Source organism: Neobacillus kokaensis, assembly GCF_014656545.1.
GTDB lineage: Bacteria > Bacillota > Bacilli > Bacillales > Cytobacillaceae > Neobacillus > Neobacillus kokaensis.
Genome location: NZ_BNDS01000010.1, coordinates 1 through 23580 on the forward strand (window position 1 = coordinate 1; position 23580 = coordinate 23580).

19 protein-coding genes are annotated in these 23580 nt (G+C 39.0%); 12 read left to right on the forward strand and 7 right to left on the reverse strand.

Annotation, left to right across the window (positions count from 1 at the left end; genetic code table 11):
- Positions 1-264: 264 nt before the first annotated feature.
- Entirely contained in the window at positions 265-1608 is a 1344-nt protein-coding gene (locus IE222_RS12720; protein WP_191273356.1) for a TldD/PmbA family protein, read from the reverse strand.
- 4 nt (positions 1609-1612) lie between these two features.
- Positions 1613-3001: a TldD/PmbA family protein gene (locus IE222_RS12725; protein WP_191273358.1), complete on the reverse strand. Its 1389-nt coding sequence runs from the start codon at positions 2999-3001 to the stop codon at positions 1613-1615.
- A gap of 293 nt (positions 3002-3294) precedes the next feature.
- Between IE222_RS12725 and IE222_RS12730 the strand changes: the two genes are divergently transcribed.
- The 3 genes from IE222_RS12730 to IE222_RS12740 all read left to right on the forward strand — a co-directional run bounded on the left by IE222_RS12730 (position 3295) and on the right by IE222_RS12740 (position 6966).
- The gene (locus IE222_RS12730; RefSeq protein WP_191273360.1) at positions 3295-4296 is read left to right on the forward strand and encodes a TAXI family TRAP transporter solute-binding subunit; all 1002 of its coding nucleotides are present in this window, start codon (positions 3295-3297) and stop codon (positions 4294-4296) included.
- Positions 4297-4475: 179 nt separating this feature from the next.
- The gene (locus IE222_RS12735) at positions 4476-5000 is read left to right on the forward strand and encodes a DUF1850 domain-containing protein (RefSeq protein ID WP_191273362.1); all 525 of its coding nucleotides are present in this window, start codon (positions 4476-4478) and stop codon (positions 4998-5000) included.
- Positions 4987-6966 (forward strand): TRAP transporter permease, encoded by a 1980-nt coding sequence (locus IE222_RS12740; RefSeq protein WP_191273365.1) that lies wholly within the window; start codon positions 4987-4989, stop codon positions 6964-6966. Before IE222_RS12735 ends, IE222_RS12740 begins: the two co-directional genes overlap by 14 nt.
- Positions 6967-7013: 47 nt before the next feature.
- On the opposite strand, the gene IE222_RS12745 is transcribed toward IE222_RS12740, so the two are convergent.
- From IE222_RS12745 to IE222_RS12760, 4 genes are all read right to left on the reverse strand, one after another.
- Positions 7014-7202: an alpha/beta-type small acid-soluble spore protein gene (locus tag IE222_RS12745; RefSeq protein WP_191273367.1), complete on the reverse strand. Its 189-nt coding sequence runs from the start codon at positions 7200-7202 to the stop codon at positions 7014-7016.
- 108 nt (positions 7203-7310) lie between these two features.
- The gene (locus tag IE222_RS12750; RefSeq protein ID WP_191273369.1) at positions 7311-8429 is read right to left on the reverse strand and encodes a CAP domain-containing protein; all 1119 of its coding nucleotides are present in this window, start codon (positions 8427-8429) and stop codon (positions 7311-7313) included.
- 142 nt (positions 8430-8571) lie between these two features.
- Positions 8572-8982 carry a hypothetical protein gene (locus tag IE222_RS12755; RefSeq protein ID WP_191273371.1) on the reverse strand — a complete coding sequence of 137 codons (411 nt, stop codon included), beginning with the start codon at positions 8980-8982 and terminating at the stop codon, positions 8572-8574.
- 98 nt (positions 8983-9080) lie between these two features.
- On the reverse strand, positions 9081-10061 hold the full coding sequence (locus IE222_RS12760) for a 2-hydroxyacid dehydrogenase (protein ID WP_191273373.1): 981 nt from the start codon (positions 10059-10061) through the stop codon (positions 9081-9083).
- A gap of 406 nt (positions 10062-10467) precedes the next feature.
- On the opposite strand from IE222_RS12760, the gene IE222_RS12765 reads away from it, so the two are divergent.
- The 9 genes from IE222_RS12765 (at position 10468) to IE222_RS12805 (ending at position 22299) form a co-directional block, all read left to right on the forward strand.
- Positions 10468-11913: an APC family permease gene (locus IE222_RS12765; RefSeq protein WP_191273375.1), complete on the forward strand. Its 1446-nt coding sequence runs from the start codon at positions 10468-10470 to the stop codon at positions 11911-11913.
- A 144-nt stretch (positions 11914-12057) separates the two neighbouring features.
- Positions 12058-13245: an aminotransferase-like domain-containing protein gene (locus IE222_RS12770; RefSeq protein ID WP_191273377.1), complete on the forward strand. Its 1188-nt coding sequence runs from the start codon at positions 12058-12060 to the stop codon at positions 13243-13245.
- A gap of 264 nt (positions 13246-13509) precedes the next feature.
- Positions 13510-14847, forward strand: a complete 1338-nt coding sequence (gene ftsZ / locus IE222_RS12775) for a cell division protein FtsZ (protein WP_191273379.1) — start codon at positions 13510-13512, stop codon at positions 14845-14847.
- 87 nt (positions 14848-14934) lie between these two features.
- Positions 14935-15954: a phosphotransferase enzyme family protein gene (locus tag IE222_RS12780; protein ID WP_191273381.1), complete on the forward strand. Its 1020-nt coding sequence runs from the start codon at positions 14935-14937 to the stop codon at positions 15952-15954.
- A gap of 127 nt (positions 15955-16081) precedes the next feature.
- The gene (locus tag IE222_RS12785) at positions 16082-17065 is read left to right on the forward strand and encodes a proline dehydrogenase family protein (protein ID WP_191273383.1); all 984 of its coding nucleotides are present in this window, start codon (positions 16082-16084) and stop codon (positions 17063-17065) included.
- Between the two features lie 128 nt (positions 17066-17193).
- Positions 17194-19398 (forward strand): SpoIID/LytB domain-containing protein, encoded by a 2205-nt coding sequence (locus tag IE222_RS12790; RefSeq protein ID WP_191273385.1) that lies wholly within the window; start codon positions 17194-17196, stop codon positions 19396-19398.
- A gap of 302 nt (positions 19399-19700) precedes the next feature.
- Complete coding sequence (locus tag IE222_RS12795) at positions 19701-20684, forward strand: VanW family protein (RefSeq protein WP_191273387.1); 984 nt, start codon at positions 19701-19703, stop codon at positions 20682-20684.
- Positions 20685-21018: 334 nt separating this feature from the next.
- Positions 21019-21450 (forward strand): MarR family winged helix-turn-helix transcriptional regulator, encoded by a 432-nt coding sequence (locus IE222_RS12800; protein ID WP_191273389.1) that lies wholly within the window; start codon positions 21019-21021, stop codon positions 21448-21450.
- Positions 21451-21492: 42 nt separating this feature from the next.
- On the forward strand, positions 21493-22299 hold the full coding sequence (locus tag IE222_RS12805) for an SDR family NAD(P)-dependent oxidoreductase (protein WP_191273391.1): 807 nt from the start codon (positions 21493-21495) through the stop codon (positions 22297-22299).
- Between the two features lie 68 nt (positions 22300-22367).
- On the opposite strand, the gene IE222_RS12810 is transcribed toward IE222_RS12805, so the two are convergent.
- The gene (locus tag IE222_RS12810; protein ID WP_191273393.1) at positions 22368-23444 is read right to left on the reverse strand and encodes a sulfite oxidase; all 1077 of its coding nucleotides are present in this window, start codon (positions 23442-23444) and stop codon (positions 22368-22370) included.
- Positions 23445-23580 lie beyond the last annotated feature (136 nt).

The following is a 23580-nucleotide window of genomic DNA, read 5'->3' on the forward strand; positions in this document are numbered from 1 at the left end:
GACAGAACTGACCTTAACACTTACAAAACTGTCCCATAGAAGGGGCCTATGGGACAGAACTGACCTTAACACTTACAAAGCTGTCCCATAGAAGCTACCTACTACGGTCATTGTCAGATACATTTGCTAATAATAGGTAAATTCGCTAATATGCCATAAAAAACGCTAATAAACGGACAGAAATCTCTAATATAACTTGATTATTCACTAATAGAAAAAAGCAGATTTACGTAAACCACGCAAATCTACTTGTAAAGGAAAAGCTTACTCCACCGTAACCGACAAAGACTTTACTAACACCGATGGAGCCCCGACCGGTGACAGTGGGAAGGTTAAATCTGCGCCAATTTCTTCAACATCATGAAGCATCTGATAAAAATTACCCGCAATTGTCATTAAATTAACCGGGAATTGAACCTTACCATCCTTTACATAAAATCCATTTGCTGCAACCGAGAAATCTCCAGACACTTGATTCGTCCCCGAATGTAGTCCGGAAAGATTAGTTATAAACACACCCTCATCCATTGAAGCCAGCAATTCCTCAAAAGAAATCTCAGAGGGTTTGATATATAGATTAGACGGTCCAACCTTGACAGCAGTTTTATAGGAATCCTTATGGGCATGACCGGTTGTTTCGGTTTGATCTTTTTTCGCCGTTTTTTGGTTGTGAAGCAGGGACGAAAGAACACCAGATTCAACCAATGTCAGCTTCTGAGATGCAAACCCCTCGCTGTCAAACGTTCTGCTAGCGAGACCATCCTCAAGGAATGGGTCATCAACAATTGAAATCTTTTTAGCTGCAATTTTTGCCCCAAGCTTATCCTTTAACAACGAAATGCCCGCCTGAGTGTTTTCAGCGGAGAAATTAGATGAGAAAACCGAAAACAGACTTGCGGCTGCATCATTTCGTAATAGTATTGGATAATCTTTACTTGCAATATTTCTTGACCCAATTTGCGAAAGCACTTCATCGGCAGCTTTTGTAGCGATTTCTTTCGCATCTAATGCTTGAAAATTCTTTGTCACCTGAAAAGAAAAGGCCGATTTTATATCCTCGCCATCCTTGGCAATGACTTCAACCATCAAATACAAATAATTCATTTGATCAGAAAGAGTCAACCCTTTGGTATTGACAAGATTTCTTGTGACTGACTCAGTCTTAATCATGCAATAATCGGTCGCCGTAATACGGGAATCCGCAGCCAAAATTTCTCGTTCTACATCTTTAATAAACTGAATTTTTTCCGGAATAGTAACCATATTTAGTTCTTCAGAGAAAAAATTTCGTTCCACATACTGCTCGCTTCCGGAAAAAATATCTTCCACATCTTCATCATTCATAATACTTGTATTTTCTTTGGCGCTCTCTAACAAGAAGGGGATGGAAGCTTCATCAATTTTTTCGGTATAGGCATATACCATTTTGTTGTTAATCTTTCCGCGAAAGGAGACACCGCCATCCTCGGCAATTTCATATTGATCTATTTCACCATGGAATACTTGGCAGCCGAATACTTCTTTGTTTTCATAGTACAGTTCTACGTCAGAAAAACCACTAGCCGCTGCGGCTTCAAATAGTTTTGTTTGAAATTCTTGAATGTTCATTTATTTATTCCCCCTTTGTCCCGCCGACAGTAATCTCACTGACGCGAATCATCGGCTGGCCGACATTCACCGGGATGCTGCCGCTCAATGCACCGCACATTCCCGCTCCGTGCCCTAAATTATTCCCGACCATATCAATAAGCTTTAGTGTTTTTGGTCCATTGCCAATCAATGTTGCGCCTTTTAACGGTTTGCCAAGTATTCCATTTTTGACTTCATATGCTTCCATCACAGCGAAGTTGTAATCACCTGATGCAGGGTTTACCTGGCCGCCGCCCATATATTTTGCATAGATTCCATTTTCGGTATTGGCAATAATTTCTTCAGGTGTAGAAGCACCCGGTGCAATATAGGTATTTGTCATCCTTGATGTAGGGGCGAAGCGGAAGGATTGCCGTCTTCCAGAACCAGTGGAATCCATCCCCATCCTTTTGGAGTTAAACTTATCAATTAAGTAGCCTTTTAGAATTCCATTTTCGATTAGGACATTTTTCCGTGCTTTTTCACCCTCATCATCAATATTGATGGAGCCCCATTCATTTGTCAGGGTGCCGTCATCAATATATGTAACGATTTCCGGTGCCACTCTTTCACCAAGCCTGTTCGCAAATACAGAGTTGTTTTTGGCAACAGCGGTCGCTTCTAAGCCATGTCCGCATGCCTCATGAAAAATAACACCCCCAAATTCATTATCAATAATAACCGGGAGTTTTCCGCTAGGGCATGGACTGGCATCAAGCATCGTCACAGCTATCCGGGCAGCTTCCTTTGCATAATGATCCATATTTAATTTTTCAAAAAACTCATATCCCTGATGGGCACCTGGCCCGTAGAAACCTGTCTCCATCTGGTGATCCCTTACTGCAACTGCCTGAATCGCCAGTCTTGACCTAACCCGCTTGTCTTCAATCCATTTTCCCTCTGAATTCGCTATCATCACATTTTGCTCTTCATCCATGAAGCGGACGGTTACTTGAGAAATACTAGAGTGATAGCTTTTTGCCGTATCATAAGCATTCATCATAATGGCCGCTTTGCTGGATTTTGCCACCCCTTGCGGCTGAAGCTGAACAGGATGGATCGTTTCTACATGTTCTTGTACCAAGGGGGCAGGCTGAATCAATTTATTTCCGCTAATCGCTTGCGCAGCATTTTTTGCTGCCTTTAGCAGACCTTCCTTGCTATGGTCGGTAGTATAGGCATAAAAGCTTTGTAGTCCTTTAAACACACGGATTCCGATGCCAAAATCACGTCCAGATAAGCAGGTTTCAATTTTACCGCTTTGTAAGGTGATATTATTGGTAAATCGATCTTCAACAAAAACTTCGGAAAAATCACCGCCTGTTGATAAAGCAGCTGTCAGCACGTCTTCAATTACAGATTTAGATAGCATTTTAGACCTCCTGTTATCCTTTTAAAAAATAGCAAGATTCAGTTTTTTTATAATAAGAATCCGCCAAAGAATGGTACGTTTTTATCATACATCATTTTTTATACTAATGGTTAAATTTTCCTTTTAAAATATAAAACTCTTTTAAGGAAAACTTTCCACCTAGTAATTTATACCTATCATTCCAGCGATTATAACAATTTACTAATTGTAAGTAACTATAGTAATTATTGACAATATTTCGCCGTATTACTACAATATAATTGCACGGACATTTTTGGAAAAGGGGGATTATTATGAAAAAGAGAAGATTTTTATTATCGATGGTTTTTCTTTTAGCTTTCTCTATGATTCTATCAGCCTGTGGAAGTAAAGAAACAGGCGGTGAAAAGGATGGAAAAGATGGCGGAAAGAGTGAAGATAAGCCTAAATTCATGAGTATTCTTACAGGGGGAACCGGTGGTACATACTATCCGCTTGGTGGTTCTTTTGCCAAAATAATTAAAGATGCAACTGGCATTGATACAAACGCTGAAACAAGTGGGGCATCTGCCGAGAATATGACTACCTTGAAAAAGGGTGATGGGGAGCTTGCTTTCACTCAAACAGATATCGCCTCTTATGCAAGTGAAGGAACATTAATGTTTAAGGATAATAAAGTAGACAATATTAAAGCGATTGCAACACTTTATCCCGAAACGATTCAAATTGTTACGACTGAGAAATCTGGAATTAAATCCGTGCAAGACTTAAAAGGTAAAAAGGTATCTGTGGGTGCACCTGGTTCAGGTACAGCAGCAAATGCTGAGCAAATTCTTGAAGCATATGGTTTAACTTTTAATGATATCAAGAAACAAGATCTTTCGTTTGATGAATCAACTCAAGGTATTCAAGATGGAACAATCGATGCAGCCTTTGTAACTGCTGGTACTCCAACCGGTGCTGTGGAAGGGCTTTCAGCAACAGAAAAGGTGGTTATCGTGCCGCTTGACCAAGATAAAATCGATGCCATCATTAAAAAGTACCCATACTACATTAAAGAAGAAATTCCTTCTGGAACATACGGTATGGCGAACGCTGTCCCTACTGTAGCAGTTCAAGCAATGTTAGTTGTACGCAGTGATTTATCAGAACAAACCGTTTACGATATCACAAAAGCAATATTTGAAAACCTTGATAAGGTTACACATGCAAAAGGAAAATTAATCAAAGTGGAAAATGCTTTAAATGGAGTTGGAATCGAAGTTCATCCAGGAGCACAAAAATACTTTGATGAAAAAGGTGTTAAAGCGGAGTAACGTGCATAATCATCGTTAGTCTAATCGGTGACCGGCTGATCTAGCCGGTCTCCTTTGCTTAAGACTCAATCTTGGATGATATTTCCACATCTCATCATAATGGGGAACATGCCTCGCAATTAGATTAATAGCGTATTTCTTCTCAAGATCGGAATCTGTCCCACAAGCCAGGAGGAAAAATGAAAAAAACGACATTCATCATCTTAACAATTTCGGTCCTATTTATATTGGGTACTGTTTTTATATTCATTCCTCTCCGGCAGGCACTTGTTATTGAGCCTCGAGATCCTGATTTAAGGCTTGCCTACATTCCAGTGAAAGAAGAAGCCTATTTTAAAATAAAATACACCCATTCGATTCATTTAACAGATGTTGTGGAGAGCTACAAGATTTTACCCAGCCAGAAAATACAACAATATGAGCTGATGTATGAGGATTTTTCAATTGGCATGCCATCCGATTCGGAGGATGGGGAAAAGTTTGTACAAGAAAACGGAAAATATTACATCAAAAATATGAAACGAATCTTTCCATCCTTTTATATAAGAATTGGACAAGTGAAAGCAAATCATCGTCTCATTTATCAAAAGAAGGAATATCCATTAGCCAAGATTATTAAACCGGGTGCGTCCGTAAAAGTTGAAGCACGGAAGCTTAGTTTTGTTCAACAATTGAAAGGAGTGAACATCCTTGAGTCATTTTGATGGGACTTTATCAGAAGAAAAACAACAGGAGCTTTTGGAAAAGTTTGATCCAGAATCCGGTACAAGAAAATTAACTGGAACCATTCATTGGATTGTATTTTTTGTTTTATTAGCATTTTCATTATTCCATCTCTACACATCGATTTTCGGAGTCTTAACGGCTCAGCTGCAACGCTCGATTCACTTAGGTTTTGCCCTTGCACTTATTTATTTGTTGTTTCCAGCCCGTAAAAAAAATCGGGGAAAGGTACATAAAGTAGCATGGTATGATATCATTCTTGCGCTTATTTCGGTCGTGGTAGGTGCCTACTGGCCGTTAATGATTGATACTTTGGTATTAAGGCCGGGCACACTGGCAGGACTTGATTTTTACGTCGGTTTAGCGGCGATTATTTTAGTTTTGGAAGCGACTCGACGAGCGGTAGGATTACCGATTACGATTATTGCCATCGTATTTATCGGATATGCCCTGTACGGTCCATACATGCCTGGATTTATTGCCCATCGCGGTCTTGATCTGGAACGTTTAGTACAAACGATGTTTTTCACGACAGAGGGGATTCTTGGGACACCGCTCGCTGTATCGTCAACCTTTATCTTTTTATTCTTATTATTTGGTGCGTTTTTAGTGAAAACAGGGGTAGGACAGTATTTTAACGATCTTGCGGTTGCGGTAGCAGGGAGAAGTATTGGCGGACCTGCAAAAGTTGCCGTTTTCTCCAGTGCCTTACAAGGGACAATTAGCGGGAGCTCTGTTGCAAACGTTGTAACTTCCGGATCGTTTACGATTCCGATGATGAAAAAACTTGGCTATAAAAAGGAATTTGCTGGTGCTGTTGAAGCAGCTGCTTCAACCGGCGGACAATTGATGCCGCCAATCATGGGGGCTGCAGCCTTCCTAATGGCTGAGTTTATTGGCGGCGGCATTACTTATTGGGATATCGCTAAAGCTGCAGCCATTCCAGCAGTGCTTTATTTTGCCGGAATTTGGATTATGACTCACTTTGAAGCGAAACGAATTGGACTTCGCGGGTTAACAAAGGAAGAGATGCCAAACCGGAGAGAAGTATTAAAGAAAATCTATTTGTTAACACCGATTGTTGCCATCGTTGTCTTGATGATGACAGGAACAAGTGTCATGCTTGCAGCATTATGGTCCATTGTCATTACAGTAGTTGTAAGTGCGATTAAAAAAGAAACGCGAATTGGTCTCGTTGGTATCATTGAAGCGTTGGTTGACGGGGCACGTTCCGCACTGGGTGTTGCAGCGGCTACAGCTGCTGCTGGTATTATTGTAGGTGTCGTAACAAAAACGGGATTAGGATTAAAGATGGCGAACGGATTAATTGATTTAGCCCATGGATACTTATTGCCAACATTAATCTTAACGATGATTACTTCCTTAATTTTAGGGATGGGATCACCGACAACTGCTAATTATGTTATTACTTCTACAATTGCAGCACCTGCGATTATTTTACTTGGGGTGCCAGATTTATCAGCTCATTTGTTCGTATTCTATTTTGGAATTATCGCAGATATTACACCACCAGTAGCATTAGCTGCATTTGCTGCCTCTGCGATTTCTGGCGGGGAGCCGTTCCGAACGGGGGTTAACTCGTCAAAACTGGCAATAGCGGCGTTTATCATCCCGTACATGTTTGTCCTGTCACCAGAGCTATTGATGATTAATACAACCTGGTATTATTTAATTTGGGTAGTGTTCACGGCATTCATCGGTATGCTGATCATCGGTGCAGGGGTCATGGGCTTCTGGTACCGGAAACTGTTTTGGATTGAACGGATTCTAGCGATTGGAACTGGATTATCCTTGATCTATCCTGAGAAAATAAGTGATATCGTTGGTATCGTAATGTTCGTTGTTCTGCTTGCGCTTCAATTCATTTATAAAGGCGGGCAGTCACCGAAGATTGAAAAAGGACGAGGAAAGAACATGGAAGCATAAATTATGGAAGAAGGGCCAGCCTCAAAAGCAGAGGACTGACCCTTTTTTTATAGTTGATTTTTTATCGTTTGTTGCCCCATGGCGACTAGTCGTTTCGTCATTTCGCCGCCTACGGAACCGTTTGCTCGTGCGGTCGTATCAGCACCAAGCTGAACTCCAAACTCTCCCGCGATCTCTTCCTTCATCTGATCTAAAGCATTGCCTGCCCCAGGAACTAATAGTTTGTTTCTAGCCAAGATACATCACTCCCGAACGAAGATTTGAGCAATTAAATTGCTCGTATATAATATAACCTTTTTGAAAAACCTAATTCATATCAAGAGAAGTTACAAATTTCCACTTAATTATTTCGCGTAAAAATTTTCGGTATAGTAAGGCTGTGACTTATCATTAAAGGCAACACCAACACCTAAAAATTTATATCCTTTTCGTAAAATATTTTCCCGGTGGCCAAGTGAATTCATTAGCCCTTCGTGGGCGAAGATACTGCTTAGCTGTCCGTAAGCAAGATTTTCCCCAGCTAACATAAAGATAATATGATCCTCTTTCATCCGGTCAAAAGGGGATTGGCCCTTCAGGTTTGTGTGATCAAAATATTTATTTTCCGCCATATCAGTACTATGTTTGCGAGCTGTTTCTCGGACATGCTCATCCCATGCTAGGATTGGAAGCTGGTGACGGACACGGGCTGCATTTGTTAAATCAAATAATTGGAATTCAAAGCCTTTCTTTAAATTAGTGCTTGCTTTTGTGTAAAAATCCGTTTTCCTTTGTTCCATTTCTTTTGATATCAGCTGCATTGCTGTCACCGTATTCTGTTCGTGTTTATCATAAAAAATGGTAATATATACACCATCTTTCAAAAAAACATCATAATCGCTGTTTTGATCTAGTTGATAGATAATAAGACCTTTTTGAATTTTGGTTAAAGGTTCACCTAGGGCTTTTCGAACGTCCGTTTTCTGTGTACCAAGTTTCATCCCATTTTTAGATGAAATTAAGTCTTGGTTCGTATAGAGTCCGGCAGCTTTGTTATTTTGATCATACATGACCATAAAAAAGTTTCGATAATTATCATGGTAGGTATTCCAATTGGTGCCGTATTCATTCAGAGATGACCTCTTTGGTGATCCTAATTTTTGTTCAATCTCCGTTTTAGAATCTCCAAGTTCGATATTATGAATAGAAAAAAATTGCTCGGCGGGAGCCCTTAAATTTATTTTTTCATCAATTTCTTTTGTCGGTTGAGTTTTTTCTACTTTATTTTCAAACATGGACAGTACTTGCTGCACTTGACCGTATAATTCATCAATTTTTTTCGAGGTTTCAGGATTATTTTTAATTGTTTCGATTTCCGATTGAATTTGTTCGAAGGAATCTTTGTTTTCCAGGTTTTTCTCAATCGATGGCCATGAAAAATATAAAAGGCCGATGCATGAAAGCAATAAAAGAAAACGGGCCATTTCAGCACCTCCATTTCTAATAGAATTGTAACTAAGGTTTAGTTTTTATAATTATGTTATTTCCATTTTTAAGAATAAAGAAACCCTCATTTTACTAATATGAGGGCTGTTTTAGGTATTATGGTAAGCATTTGATTAAAAATTAGGCAATCTGTGTGACTGGGATATAGGAAGAAATCTCTGCATCCCACTTGAAAATTCCATCTTGTAATTGAATAATAGAATCAAACGGGCAGGGGATAAGGGTCTCCGATTCCTTATTCTGTTCAATGGCTGCCAGCATTTCTTTTTTTAACCGCAATAATTCATTTTTTGAAGCAATCCGAACAACGGTATGAAGGGAAACTTTTTTCTCACTGATTCCGAGTTTTTGACTAATACTTTCTTGAAACGTTTTGTTAAATTGAATCATCATATCTAAATCGCTTAAACAAGCCACACCGAAAACATCTTTTATAATATTGTCATAGCGGAGCTGGTAATCAGTTGCAAATTTGACGATATTTTTTTCGGGATTTTCGAGTATATAAATTTTTTCAATCGTCTTTTTCAAAAATCATCACCCCTTAAACTATTCCTGGTTCAGTACTTAAGACTCTTAATTATAACATAGTAATAGTATAATGGAGTGTTAGCAGGTTATACCATTGTTTACAATATATCTAATACTTCTGGATTCACGAGATTTTTTGGCCGTTTGCCGTTTAGTCCATCCAGTAAATTTTCCATCGCAAGTTTTGCCATCTTTTCCTCCGTTTCAAATGTTGCCGAGCCTAAATGCGGCGTCGTCACAACATTTGGAAATTGAAGAAGAGGGTTATTCATTTTAACTGGCTCGATTTGATATACATCAAGCGCCGCTCCGTAAATCTCATTATTTTTTAATGCTTCAATCAATGCAGCTTCATCAACAGTTTTCCCACGAGACCCATTAACGAATATCGCCGAATTCTTCATTAATTTAAATTCACGTTCCCCAATTAAATTTTCAGTTTCTTGTGTAAGAGGGGTCATTAGTAGGACGAAATCTGATTTTTTCAGTAAATTATCAAGATCACAGTATTCAGCATGATATTTTTCCTCAGCCTCTATGTTTCGGCTGCGATTATGGTACAAAATATTCATATCAAAGCCACAATGACCACGTTTCGCAATTTCTGATCCGATTTTCCCCATACCGATAATCCCTAATGTTTTATGGTGAACGTCTACTGCGAATTGCTCGGTGGTTAAATGGTGCTGCCAGTTTCCATTTTTAACAAACTGATCCATTTCAGGAATGCGCCGTGCTGCAGCTAATAGAATGCCGAAAATCGCATCAGCTGTCGTTCCTTCCAAAACCCCCGGAGTATTGGTTCCCATTACGCCTCGCTTCGTCATTTCGTCAAGTGAAAGATTATTATAGCCAGTTGAATTGTTCGATACTATTTTTAAATTCGGGGCACGATCCAATAATTCAGCATCAGCGGGTAGTGCTAGTCCAATAATGCCTTCAGCATCTTGGAGGGCGTTTATAAAAGCCTGATCCGTTTTCGGATTAATTTTTTCAAAAAACTCTACATCATACTCATCCTTTAACGGTTCGAGCACTTCTGTTAATACAAAATTATAAGCGATAATTTTTCGTTTCATTCTACAAGACTCCTTTCAATTAAAAACATAGTAGATTCCTAATTTAAAAATAATTTATTGCGAATGATTCAGCAATCTTTTTTCATTAAAAGCTTACTTTCAAATAATTTGATTATTTTTTATTTACAAATTATTCTGCATACTATACAATATATGTAAACGCTTTCCTTATTTAAAGACGTTAAAACTAGGACAATGACTGTTTAGGTTCGACAGCAATTCACACCGGATTGTTTTCTCGGATCACGAAGCCAGTTACCGCCTCGTTGGATGTTTAATACCTCCAGCTTGGTTTGGTCTGGCTTTTTGTGTTTTAATTTTGTTTTTTTAGGAGGTGAAAATTTCATTAGGGTTTGGTCAGGCCAGGCATATCTATTATCAAATTTTTAAAAGTGGAGGAGAATACATGAGCGATCCGAAATTGTTAAAAATTTTAGGTAACAAAGATGTTCTTGCACTTGCTTTTGGAGCCATGATTGGCTGGGGCTGGGTAGTAACAACTGGTTTATGGATTACCGGAGCCGGATCCTTAGGCGCCATTTTAGCATTTTTGATTGGCGGCATTTTAGTTATATTTGTCGGGCTGACATATGCCGAATTAGCTTCATCTATGCCGCTTGCCGGCGGTGAGCACGTATATAGCTACAAGGCGATGGGGCGGGGGGCTTCCTTTATTACAACATGGGCTATTATTCTTGGCTACGTTTCGGTTGTAGCATTTGAGGCAGTGGCTTTGCCGACGGTATTTGAATATTTGATTCCCAACTATAGTCAAGGCTATCTGTATACGATTGCTGGCTGGGATGTAACAATTACGTGGGCTGGTGTCGGCATTTTAGGATCAATCTTAGTTACAACGATTAATTATCGGGGAATTAAGCTGACCACCGCCATTAATTTTATTTTTACACTCTTAATTATCATTGCTGGTGTACTATTAATCACGGGAAGCAGTATCGGCGGCAGCACTGAAAATATGAAACCGCTGTTTGAGAATGGTGTAGGCGGACTTTTAACTGTACTTATTATGACTCCATTTATGTTTGTTGGCTTTGATGTCATACCACAGGCATCTGAAGAAATTAATTTACCACAAAAAAGAATTGGCCAATTATTAATCCTCTCTGTTATTTTTGCGGTAGTTTGGTACGTGTTGATTATATTCGGCGTATCACGAATTTTAACTCCGGAAGAAATGAATGCTTCTAATCTTGTTACTGCAGATGCAATGGCAAAAGCATTTGGCGGAAGCAAACTGATGGCAAATGTCCTTATATTAGGTGGTATCGGTGGAATTATTACTAGCTGGATAGGCTTCTATATAGGCGGAAGCCGCGCCATCTATGCACTTGCAAAGGCAGGTATGCTTCCAAAATCTTTAGGTGAACTGCATCCGAAGTATAATACTCCATACAAAGCGATTTTATTAATTGGTGTATTTTCGTCACTTGCACCCTTAATGGGACGCCCTGCATTGGTGTGGCTAGTCGATTCCGGCGGGCTTGGATTAGTCGTTTCCTGGTTCATGGTGGCTGTTTCCTTTATTATATTACGGAAGAAGGCTCCAACAATGAAACGCCCGTTCAAACTTCCTGGCGGAACCTCACTTGGCTGGATTGCGATGTTGATGACATTGGGGATAACTACACTTTATATGCCCGGAATGCCATCTGCTCTTGTCTGGCCATATGAATGGGTCATTGTTTTTGTTTGGGCGGCATTAGGAGGAGTTCTTTATAAAATATCTGTTAACAAATATGGTAAGAAATACTCGCAAGACCACATGAAAGAAGAGCTTGCAAGAGTCGTAGAATATGAAGAGGAGGAGGAATTAGAAATTAAAGATGCATAATCCAGAAGATGGTTTAAATTCATTTTTCAAAAAATTAAGATTAAATGCTTGATTGTTTTGAAAATTGCCTTATAATATTCCTATATTAAAATTCCGACTTATTAGAATTAATTAGTCAAAGCAAAGTAGAAAGAAGGATCATCAATGAATTACTCATTTGCACCGCTAACAAAAAATTATGCATCTTCTGCAGTTAGAGACATTTTAGCTGTTATTCAACAAGGAAATGTCATTTCATTTGCAGGAGGCTTGCCAGCTGAAGATATTTTTCCGTTAGAAGCAGTAAAAAGCGCTTATGAAAAAGTATTTGCATCAGGAAAAGGATCTATGCAGTACGGGGCAACTGAGGGTTTTAAGCCTCTTAGAGACGCAATCCAAGTGAAGATGGAGCAAAAAGGTATCTATACAACCCCTGATAAAATCCTCGTTACAACTGGATCACAGCAAACAATCGATTTGTTCTCAAGAGTCATGCTAGCTCCTGGAGATGTTGTCCTAACAGAGGATCCAACATATTTAGCAGCATTACAGGTTTTTCGCTCATACGGTGCTAAGATTGTAGCCGTTAAGGGTGACGAGAATGGGATGGACCCAGAAGATTTAAACGCTAAAATAGCTGAATACCGTCCTAAATTTGTATATGTCACCCCAACTTTCGCTAATCCTGATGGTAAGGCATGGAGCGACGAGCGCCGGCAGCAGCTTCTTGCCCTTTGCTGTCAACATGAATGTTTAGTACTTGAAGATGATCCATATGGAGATATTCAATTTCATGAAAATGAAGTATACAGGCCAATTGCTTCATTTGACCATAATCAGACACATGTTGTGTATACGAGTACATTCTCAAAATCTGTTGTACCTGCTTTAAGGACTGGATGGGTTACAGGGCCAACGGAAGTTTTGCAGATGATGATCCAAGCAAAGCAAATGAATGATTTGCACTCGAGTTCCATCGACCAGCAGGCTCTTTACTATTTACTGCGTGACTTTGATTTGAATGCTCATATTAAATTAATCCGCAGTGTTTATTATGAAAGAATGACGATTATGCGAGACTATTTAAATCAGGTAGAACCAGGTTTATTTACATGGAGAGAGCCTAAAGGCGGAATGTTCATCTGGGTTGAAGGGCCCGAGCATATCGACACAGCTGCCTTGCTAGGAGAGGCTGTTAAAAAGGGTGTAGCTTTTGTTCCAGGGGCGCAGTTCTACGTCAATGAGCCAAAACGCAATACATTCCGAATTAACTTCAGCCACTCAACTCCTGAAAATATCAAGCTCGGTATGGACCGTTTAATGGATGTTTTGACATCTGTTCCTGTGGTTTAACTTTTGGTGCCAGACACCTATTTTGAATTAAGCTCCTGCAGATGCGGGGGCTTTTTCATTACGATTAGAAGGTAAAAGTGAAGTTTATGTAACAAAAATGTTTTAAGCAAATTAATTTTTGATTAAATGGTAGAAAGTAACCCTATTTCTGTATAATTTGTGTATAATTCTATTAATAGAGTGTTTATTCAAAGGACATAATATTACAATTTATAGTTTTTTGAATAGTGAAAATGTAATTTGATGAGAGTGGGGAAAAGAGACATGTGGGAATTTGATATGGATATAGATCAGGTAGCGAGAATAAAAGTAATTGGCGTTGGCGGCGGCGGGAATAACGCTGTTAACCGAATGATAGAAGATGGGGTTCAAGGCGTGGAATTTATCGCTGTGAATACCGATGCTCAGGCGTTAAAACTATCAAAAGCAGAGGTTAAGATGCAGATTGGTTCTTCTTTAACTAGGGGATTGGGTGCCGGCGCTAATCCTGAAATTGGCAGAAGAGCAGTGGAAGAAAGCAAGGCGCAGCTAGAAGAGGCCCTAGAAGGTGCAGACATGGTTTTTGTGACTGCCGGTATGGGCGGTGGAACAGGTACAGGTGCTGCACCTGCAATTGCCCAGATTGCCCGTGAACTGGGAGCTTTAACCATTGGAGTAGTAACACGTCCATTCGGATTTGAAGGGCATAAGCGCAGGGTCAATGCAACGGCAGGAATCGAGGCAATGAGACAAGCGGTGGATACTCTAATCATTGTTCCAAATGACCGTTTATTGCAGATTGTTGATAAAAAGACACCAATGATTGAAGCTTTCCGTGAAGCCGACAACGTTCTCCGCCAAGGGGTACAAGGTATTTCGGATTTAATTGCCGTCCCTGGATTAATAAATCTTGATTTTGCTGATGTGAAAACGATTATGTCCAATCAAGGAACTGCCTTGATGGGTATCGGGGCAGCCAAAGGAGAAGACCGTGCTGTTGAAGCAGCGAAAAAAGCAATTTCCAGTCCGCTCTTGGAAACCTCGATTGACGGTGCTCAGGGCGTCTTGATGAACATTACCGGAGGCACTAATTTAAGCCTATTCGAGGTTCAAGAAGCCGCGGACATTGTCGCTTCTGCTGCTGATAAAGATTTAAATATGATTTTTGGTTCAATTATTAATGAAAATTTAAAAGATGAAATTATGATTACTGTCATCGCGACAGGTTTCAGTGCAAAGGAAAACCAAACTGCAAATCAGGCAGCCCAAACGTCTAGAGACTTTTTATCAAACAGAGGACCACAAGGTATTCCAAGCAGACCGCAAAGACCGCGTGAAGAACGGACTCCATTTCATCACGAACAGAGACATGAAGCTGAACCTGTGACGCATACTAATTTTCCTAGACATCAAGACCAGGGACAAGGTCAGGGCCGATACTTTGAACAGCCTTCTTATGAGTATGAACAAAGACGAGAGCCAGCCGGACAGACTAGAGAACATAACAACGGCTGGGATCACCAAGCGGAATCTGAGCATGATAATAGCAGCCGTAGTCAAGAGGACAACAGGTTCCTTGATATTCCTGCATTTTTACGTAATCGTCGAAGAAATAGGTCTTAATTAACTTCACAAAAAACGCTTGGTTAAAATCCAAGCGTTTTTTGCCGAAAAATATTTTGGAGAAAAACGTATCGCTGGGGGTTTTTCATGAATGATTTATCAGTAGATCCATTGGAGAAGCTATTGAAAAAATTTCAAACGATCGCAGGCCTTGCGGTTCATCATTTTCCTTTTTTATCGAAGCCTTTTGTGCAGCTGTTAAATTACTCAGAAAATGCAACATACTTTGTTAACGATGACACAGGGAAAAAATATATATTGCGAATCAGCCGTCCATTTTATCATTCGAAAGCAGAGATTGAAAGTGAGCTTGAGTGGCTGCAATCAATTGCCAAAAATACCTCAATAAATGTTGCCTTGCCTTACCTTGGGGTAAATGGAAGTTTTGTCCAAGAGTTTTATTTTGAAAACATCCTATATTACTTTACCTTATTTGCTTACTTAGAAGGTCAAGCTCCTGATGAAAATCACGAAGATGAGCTTGTGCGGCAATTTGAAACACTTGGTGAAATGACTGCACAATTACATATCCACAGCATTGAACATTATGCAGAGTTTCAACAGCTCAAGAGGCTTGAATGGAATTACGATTCCATTCTAGGCATGGCACCGAAGTGGGGTAGATGGCAGGATGGCTTAGCAATGACAAACGAAAGGATTAAACTGTTCGAGCAAGTATCAGAAAAGATTCGAATGAGATTAAATCACTTTGGAAAAAGCACTATGAAATTTGGCCTTATTCATTCCGATTTACGCTCAGCCAATCTGCTAGTTGAAGATGAGCAAATCAAGGTAATCGACTTTGATGATTGCGGGTTTGGATGGTTTTTATTTGATTTGGCAGCCTCTTTAAGCTTTATTGAACATAAACCATATATCCCTAAACTCATCACCTCATGGTTAACGGGTTATCGAAAGGTTCGAACGCTCTCCAAAGAGGACGAATTGGAAATACCGAGCTTTATCATGATGCGGAGACTTCAATTAATAGCCTGGATTGGCAGCCGTGATAATGAAACAACCCGGCAGCTTGGTAGTGAATTTACTGCGGATACAGTTGTATTAGCACAAAAATATTTGGCCGATAATTGGTGCCTCACACCCTAATTTGCAATACATATTTGCTAAAAAATAAGGAATTATATTAAGAAAATTCCTAAAATAATTTTTAATGAAAGCGTATGCTATAATAAAAGTGGTATTGATATTATTCCACCAATAAGGAGCAATTAGCATGTTAAAAGATTTATTTATGGGCTTATCACAAAATCAATTCCTTAATAGTGCTGCTAAAAAGTACGGGTTAAAATTAGGAGCACAAAGTGTTGTTGCTGGGACAAATATTGAAGAAGCCATTCAAAGTATAAAAGAACTTAATGCTCATGGCATATCATGTACAGTTGATAACCTTGGTGAGTTTGTCTTTAAAAATGAAGAAGCCATTGCGGCTAAAGAACAAATTCTTAAGGTAATTGAAGCCATCCATGATAATCAAGTGGATGCCCATATTTCCCTAAAGCCAACTCAATTAGGACTGGATATTGATTATAATTTTTGTGTGGATAATGTAAGAGAAATTGTTGATCGGGCCAGTCAATATAATATGTTTATTAATATTGATATGGAGGATTTTAAACACCTGCAGCCAACGTTTGATTTATTAGATGAACTTTCATTAGAGTACGATAATGTTGGTACAGTGATCCAAGCTTACTTTCATAATGCACTAGAATACTTAGAAAAATATCAGAACTTCCGGATTCGTCTTGTAAAGGGTGCCTATAAAGAGCCTGAAGAAATTGCCTATCAAGATAAAAAAGAAATTGATGCCAACTACATTAAGTTAATTGAGTGGCACTTATTAAACGGAAAATTTACGTCAATTGCTACACATGACCATCGAATTATTAGCCATGTTAAGGAATTTGTCAAAAAACACAATATTCCGCATGATAAATTTGAATTCCAAATGCTATACGGCTTCCGTAAAGAGTTTCAATTAAAACTTGCCAGCGAAGGCTTTAATTTCTGTACCTATGTTCCATTTGGAAATGATTGGTACGGATATTTCATGCGCCGTTTGGCAGAAAGACCACAAAATTTAAATCTGGTGGCGAAGCAAGTATTTAACAAGAAAACCAACACAGTAATTGGTGTTGCAGCCGGGGCTTTTATTTTAGGAAGAATTACCAAATCACAAAAGAAAAAACGAAAATAATCGTCAACATACACGAAACCGTCTGCGGGATATCCCATAGGCGGTTTTTTCCAAAAAAAAGTTATTGTAACCTATTAAACTATTATCTTATCATTCATATAGAGCAAATATATGAATGGAGGATGATTGTGAAAAAATCCGCAGCCAGTTTACTAGTAATTATATTACTATTTTCTCTTTTAAGTCCCAGTGCCTCAGCAGAAGCTGCAGAACCGATTGTTAAAGTTAAATTAGTAAATTATTTAGGAAATAAATCATCGATAACAATCAAACCAACCGGAGATTACATCGTTCAAGAATCAAATACCCGCCTATTAAATGGAAAATCATATACAATCAAATATGAGAATCAAGATCAATTAACCCTTTTAGACGGAACGTCCACCATAATCACAACAGACCAGTTACATGTTATTCCGTTGGTCGAGACAAATTTTCTATCCATTAATGACCGTCCCTATTTAGGGTCATTTCAATTTGTTAGTGAAAACTCAAAGTATGTCCGCCCAATAAATAATGTGTATATGGAAGACTATCTAAAAGGCGTTGTACCATATGAAATGATGGATGGATGGAAAAGAGAGGCGTTAAAAGCGCAAGCAGTGGCAGCAAGAACGTATGCTTTGCAAAGAATCTCAAGAATCATTGATGATTCAATCAATTACCAAGTTTATGCTGGCTACAAATGGCTTCCAAATAGTACTGCAGCGGTAGAAGAAACACGTGGAAGAGTTTTAAAAGTAACTAACTATTACGGTAAATTGGTTTTAGCAGATGGATTATTCTCAGCCAGCAACGGTGGAAAAACCGAATCCAACGCCAATGTTTGGGGATCAACTGCTCTTTCTTATTTACCAATAAAAGACGACCCATTTGATGCACAAGCAAATATCAAGTGGCAATTTACTGTGCAAAAAAAGCAACTGGAGCCTGCAAATAAGACATGGAGCCAAATGAATGAAGCAGATGCAGCAATCGCTGGTAAAATAAAATCATGGATGGCATCCCATGGCTATGCTGGAAAAGAACTAAAGCTACTTGGAATTCCAGTTTTAGGGTTTCATACTCCAAAATCAGGCGGCCGTATATCAAAAGGAGATATCACGGTTGAATTTATTACAAAAGATAAAGTAGATGTAAATGGTGCATATGTCCCGCAAAAGCTAGTCTATACCGACGTTCCCGCATCACAGATACGGGCAATGGTTGGCATTGATAAAATGTGGAGCTATCTAATCTCTAACATTACTGAAACAAAAGATTCCATAACTGTTAGTGGTCTTGGCAACGGCCATGGCGTCGGCTTGAGTCAATGGGGAGCGCAAAAACGAGCAGAGGCTGGTCAAAATTATTCGGAAATTCTCGGATTCTATTATGATGGAGCAAGCCTTATTCAGGAATATAATGAGCGTCCGATATTTACAGCACCCACTCTTTCACCGGTTGAGTCAGTAACCTCTGGTGAACAGCCGGGAAAAGAACAGACAGAATCGTTAATAGAAGATACCACACCACCTATTATTAGTTCTGTAAGCATAAATGTTGATAATGTGAAAAACAAAGCTAATCTTTCTTTTACTATTAACGAAGCATCTAAATTAACCCTTTATATTAAAGATAACCAAAATAAAAAAGATTATGTACTCGAAAATGATCCGTTAAATGCCGGAAATGTTACAAAAGAAATTGACCTGTCATCGTATGTCGCAGGGAAATATTATTTTGGAATTATTACTGTTGATGAGAGTAATAATAGATCCTCAGCTTTGCCATCGTTTGAGATAATACGTACATCAGCAAGCACTACTAAGACACCGACTCCGGCAACCGTAAAACCTGTACCTGCAAAGGACAAAACGGCTCCAAAAATTAGCGCTGCGAAGGTTTCTGTTGATAATGTGAAGTACAAAGGCTCGCTTACTTTTAAAACAAATGAAGCAGCCTATCTTACGATTACACTTAAAGACAGCAGAGGAAAAACTATTAAAACATTAAAAAACTATAGTTATACAAAGGCTGGGAACATAAAACAGGATTTTGACTTAGCAAGTCTTGCTAACGGAAAATATACTGTTGCTATTTCCGCCACAGACAAGAGCAAAAATCGCTCATCATCATCTTCTTCTTTTACAGTTATTAAAAAAGCAAAAACAAAAACAGGAAAAGTAACTGCAACGCGCTTAAATATGCGTGCGTCTGCTTCCACTAGAGCCAAGGTAGTTTTTACTCTAAAGAAATATCAAAATGTAACCATTCTATCTACCAGTGGTTCATGGTATAAAGTTAAATATAGTACAAAAACAGGTTATGTTTCAAAAGCGTATATTAAATAGCAGGACACTGAGACTAGGAAATCAGGCTGAATGGCCGATTCCTGGTCTTTTTTATTATTTATTTACTCTTTACGAAAAAGGGACAATCTTCGACATGACCTCTGTACTATAATAATGGTTACACATATAGAAATATCTGGGTTTTTTATTAATACAATACATATTTCCTATGGAGATTAGCGGATTTCAAAATAATCGCCATTATTTAGTCATATTGTCATACGGTCTTGAATACGATGTTTTGTTGGAAGGATTCCTGTTTTTTACATCTAAGATCACGGAAAGAGGAGAGAAGTAGCTGTATGGTAAAGGGGAAATGGGTGCTTTCGATTTTACTGATTGGTAGTTTAATAGGACTGGCTGGATGTGCTGAAAAGGAAATGGCAGAAAAAGTGACAAAACTGCCAAAACAAGCAGAAACAAAGGCTCCAGAGAAACAAATTAAGGAAGAAGAGCCAAAACCGATTGTAGTTAATGTAATCGACCCAAATACAAAAAAGGTGATTAAAACCTTTAGGCCTTTGGAAATGGGATTTGATATAAATCAAGAGGCATATAAAAAAGAGCTTGAACAATGGGCGAAGGAGCTGGCGCGGGGTAATGACACTACACCAGGATATGATCAAAGGATGGAGCTTGATAAGATTAAAGACGGCAAAATTATTAAAGGGAAGCCGCAAGTCATTTTAGAAGAATCAGAGCTCGTGGAAAGGGTTCTTGAAGCATCGATTAATGGCGGAGATGTCGAGCTCCCTATTTATGTGAAGGAAAGCGGCTATAACCCTGACGAAATTTTAAGTTTAGATGATGTGGTATTGGCATCATTCACGACTTTTTTTAATCCAGGTGTTGTTGGTAGATCTAAAAATATTGAACTATCCGCCGATGCCATTGATTATATTATCGTTGGCGATGGGGACATTTTTTCCTTTAATACCACCGTGGGACCAAGTGATGCGGCCAACGGTTATCAAAAAGCGAAGGAAATTGTCAACAAAAAATTGGTGGACGGTATCGGCGGCGGTATTTGCCAGACATCCTCAACATTATTTAATGCCATCGATAAAGTAGGGGTAAGTTATATTGAAAAGCATCATCACTCCTTATCTGTCGGCTATGTCCCTGCCGGACGTGACGCCACTGTATCTTACGGAGGGAAGGATTTTCGCTTTCAAAATACAACTGGAGTACCATTACTCATAAAAACAGTCTACCAAAGAGGCAAACTTACTGTAGAAATTAGAACCTCAACAAAATATAAACAGCTTTATGCAAAAGGGAACTAACTAATGGTGTCAGGCACCAATATCCGCAAATTGGATGTTGTGCCATTTTTTTTCGAAACAATTTACTTTAACGTTAAACATTTTAATGTTAAAATAGTTTTAGAAAGGGGAAATGATAAAAACTACTTAACCAAGGGTTGAAAAAGGGTAAGTGCAAACCCTGAATATTATCAGGCTTTTTTTCTAAAATATCAATATAAAAATGTGGTAAGCCGGAAAGTGATATCGGTAGAATAGCCGTCTTTTTAGCAAATTCAGATTCTGATTTCATATTCGGTCAAAATCAATCATGGTGAATGGCGGCGCTATAAACTTCGTTAAGTGAGGGGCATATGTGGAGAATAATAATATTTTTAAATTAATTCATACAGTAGAATTATTCACAAATGAAACGATCATCAAATGGAATCAGACATTTAAGTATAATATTGGGGTTGCACCCATTATTACACTGGCTGAATTAAAACAAAACGGCCCGCAGCAGCAAACCGTTTTAGCTAAAAGGCTTGGTTATACGCCTGGTGCAATGACAAATATAGCTGCACGTTTAATTAAACAAGGTATGGCCGAGCGGCAATATAATGAGAATGATCGCCGCCATGTCCTCCTCGCAATTACTGAAAAAGGATTGGATGTCCTTAAAGAAGCCCAGAAAAAAGGACAAGAAATGCGAGTGGAACTTTTTCAAGAGTTAACAGAAGAGGAAGTCGAACAGTTTTTAACGATTCATGAAAAGTTATTGAACAAGTTAAAAAGCCGGGATTAACCGGAGAGTAACTATACTAAAAAATTTAAAGGAGATTACAATATGGGACGTGTTAATGGTAAGGTAGCATTGGTAACAGGCGGTGCCTCTGGAATCGGTTTGTCGGCAGCAACATTGCTGGCAAAAGAAGGAGCGAAGGTAGTAATTGCTGATTTCAATGTGGATGGGGCAAGGGAAGCGGCCACCCAATTGAAAAATCAAGGCTTGGAAGCTGAAGGAATATTTTTAGATGCATCGAAGGAAGAATCAATTAAAGAAGCGGTTGAGTTTACCGTCAACCATTTTGGTACGATTACTGTTCTTTACAATAATGTAGGGTTAACAAATTTACAAAAAGATTTAGACGTTGTGAATATGGATTTGGATGAATGGGACAGGCTGATGAACGTCAATTTGAAAAGCGTGCTCTTAGGCAGCCGGTATGCCATTCCACATATGATAAAAGCTGGAGGCGGCTCCATTATTAATACCGCTTCCATGGCAGCATTTGCGGGCGATGCAATGAGATCTGCATATGGTGCTTCAAAAGCAGGTGTTGTAAATCTTACTCGGTATATTGCAGCTCAATACGGAAAGCACAAGATTCGCTGTAATGGCGTTGCCCCTGGGTTAATTTTAACACCAGCTGCTAAAAATAATATGCCGCAGGCTGTTTTAGATATTTTTGCTAAATATAACGCCTTGCCATATCACGGTGAAGCGGATGACATTGGAAATACAGTATTATTCCTTGCCTCGGATGAATCTAAATTTATCACAGGTCAAACGATTCAAGTTGAAGGCGGCCATTATATGGCAAACCCGAGCATCGCTGATTTTAATGAGTTTTTAGCAACTGTTCAAAAATAATTTTGTAAATTTGAAAGGCTGAATTTAGCAAATAGACTAAATTCAGCCTTTTTATTTGATCTTGTAATTTATTCAATCTTCACTTTTATTTGGTCGATGGCATTATAGCCATAGCCTTTACGGTTCCAGAACGGGACTTTCGGTTGAATTCGTTGAAGAGAATCTGCAGCCCTGGTTAAAATGGTGTATTCGCCTTTTTCGTCCGGGTTCCATTCATAGCTCCAAGTAGTCCAAGCATATCGTTCCTGATTTCTTTGAACTGTTAATTTGGCAGTAGACCAGTTTGTACCGTTATCAGTACTGACCTCTACTTTTGTAATTGCCCCTTCACCAGTCCAAGCAATACCCTTAATCAAATGCTTTCCTGTATCTAGGATTTCCCTATTTAACGGATTCAGTATGGAGGAATTAACGTTGATTGTGGTAACACGAAAAGCACCGGCATCGCTCTCTTTTTTAGGATAATAAACATAGTCATCCGCTTGGAACGACCCGTTGAACTTGTAATCAATAACACTAATCTGCTTAATCCATTTAACGGAAGCAACAGCATACCATTGCGGAACAATCAAGCGGAGTGGATAACCATGCTTGAACGGGATTGGCTGATTATTATATTGGTAGGCAATCAGCGTGTCAGGATGCAGTGCTTTATTCAGAGGCAGGCTCCGGGCGAAGGTTTCAGGTTGATTCATGTTTGGTTGTTTCCCAAAATCGTAGCCTTCAATCAATACTTCTTTAGCTCCGGGTTTTACACCACCGGCTAATTCCAGCAAGTTCCTTAACGGTACACCTTTCCAGTAGCCTTGGCTCATAGCTCCTTTTTCCCATTGATCACCAAACACTTTTGGTTCAAAGAAGTGACGTTTATTACCAGCACATTCAAGGATTACTTTTAATGTTTTTGACGGCATCTTTATAATTTCGTCAAGTGTAAATATACTAGGTCTATGGACCAGCCCATTGACTGGGAGCCAGTAACTTGATTGAGGCAGAGCCGGATAGGAAAAATGATTTCTACGGTAAAACAAATCATTGCCGATTGTATCATTCTCAATAAACTGAAGCGGAGATTCTCGATTATCAGGATGTACCTTTCTAACAATAAGTGATGGCTTTCCCGATGAAAAAGGATAACGTGCCATAAAATCCGCCCCCTGTAATGGTTTTACTAATATTTATTCCTAAACTCCCACCAAATGCAGGCATTTAAAATTGGAAGTAAAACCTCAGACGGACAAACAGAGCAAAATGTCCACGGGTGGTGCCTGACACCAAATA

What these genes read in the sequence shown, in the direction of transcription:
- IE222_RS12770 (WP_191273377.1), top strand. Translation starts at nt 12,058, where the DNA reads ATGAATTACTCATTTGCACCGCTAACAAAAAATTATGCATCTTCTGCA.
- ftsZ (WP_191273379.1), top strand. Translation starts at nt 13,510, where the DNA reads ATGTGGGAATTTGATATGGATATAGATCAGGTAGCGAGAATAAAAGTA.
- IE222_RS12810 (WP_191273393.1), bottom strand. Translation starts at nt 23,444, where the DNA reads ATGGCACGTTATCCTTTTTCATCGGGAAAGCCATCACTTATTGTTAGA.
- IE222_RS12785 (WP_191273383.1), top strand. Translation starts at nt 16,082, where the DNA reads ATGTTAAAAGATTTATTTATGGGCTTATCACAAAATCAATTCCTTAAT.
- IE222_RS12750 (WP_191273369.1), bottom strand. Translation starts at nt 8,429, where the DNA reads ATGGCCCGTTTTCTTTTATTGCTTTCATGCATCGGCCTTTTATATTTT.
- IE222_RS12720 (WP_191273356.1), bottom strand. Translation starts at nt 1,608, where the DNA reads ATGAACATTCAAGAATTTCAAACAAAACTATTTGAAGCCGCAGCGGCT.
- IE222_RS12725 (WP_191273358.1), bottom strand. Translation starts at nt 3,001, where the DNA reads ATGCTATCTAAATCTGTAATTGAAGACGTGCTGACAGCTGCTTTATCA.
- IE222_RS12780 (WP_191273381.1), top strand. Translation starts at nt 14,935, where the DNA reads ATGAATGATTTATCAGTAGATCCATTGGAGAAGCTATTGAAAAAATTT.
- IE222_RS12805 (WP_191273391.1), top strand. Translation starts at nt 21,493, where the DNA reads ATGGGACGTGTTAATGGTAAGGTAGCATTGGTAACAGGCGGTGCCTCT.
- IE222_RS12760 (WP_191273373.1), bottom strand. Translation starts at nt 10,061, where the DNA reads ATGAAACGAAAAATTATCGCTTATAATTTTGTATTAACAGAAGTGCTC.
- IE222_RS12765 (WP_191273375.1), top strand. Translation starts at nt 10,468, where the DNA reads ATGAGCGATCCGAAATTGTTAAAAATTTTAGGTAACAAAGATGTTCTT.
- IE222_RS12795 (WP_191273387.1), top strand. Translation starts at nt 19,701, where the DNA reads ATGGTAAAGGGGAAATGGGTGCTTTCGATTTTACTGATTGGTAGTTTA.
- IE222_RS12735 (WP_191273362.1), top strand. Translation starts at nt 4,476, where the DNA reads ATGAAAAAAACGACATTCATCATCTTAACAATTTCGGTCCTATTTATA.
- IE222_RS12730 (WP_191273360.1), top strand. Translation starts at nt 3,295, where the DNA reads ATGAAAAAGAGAAGATTTTTATTATCGATGGTTTTTCTTTTAGCTTTC.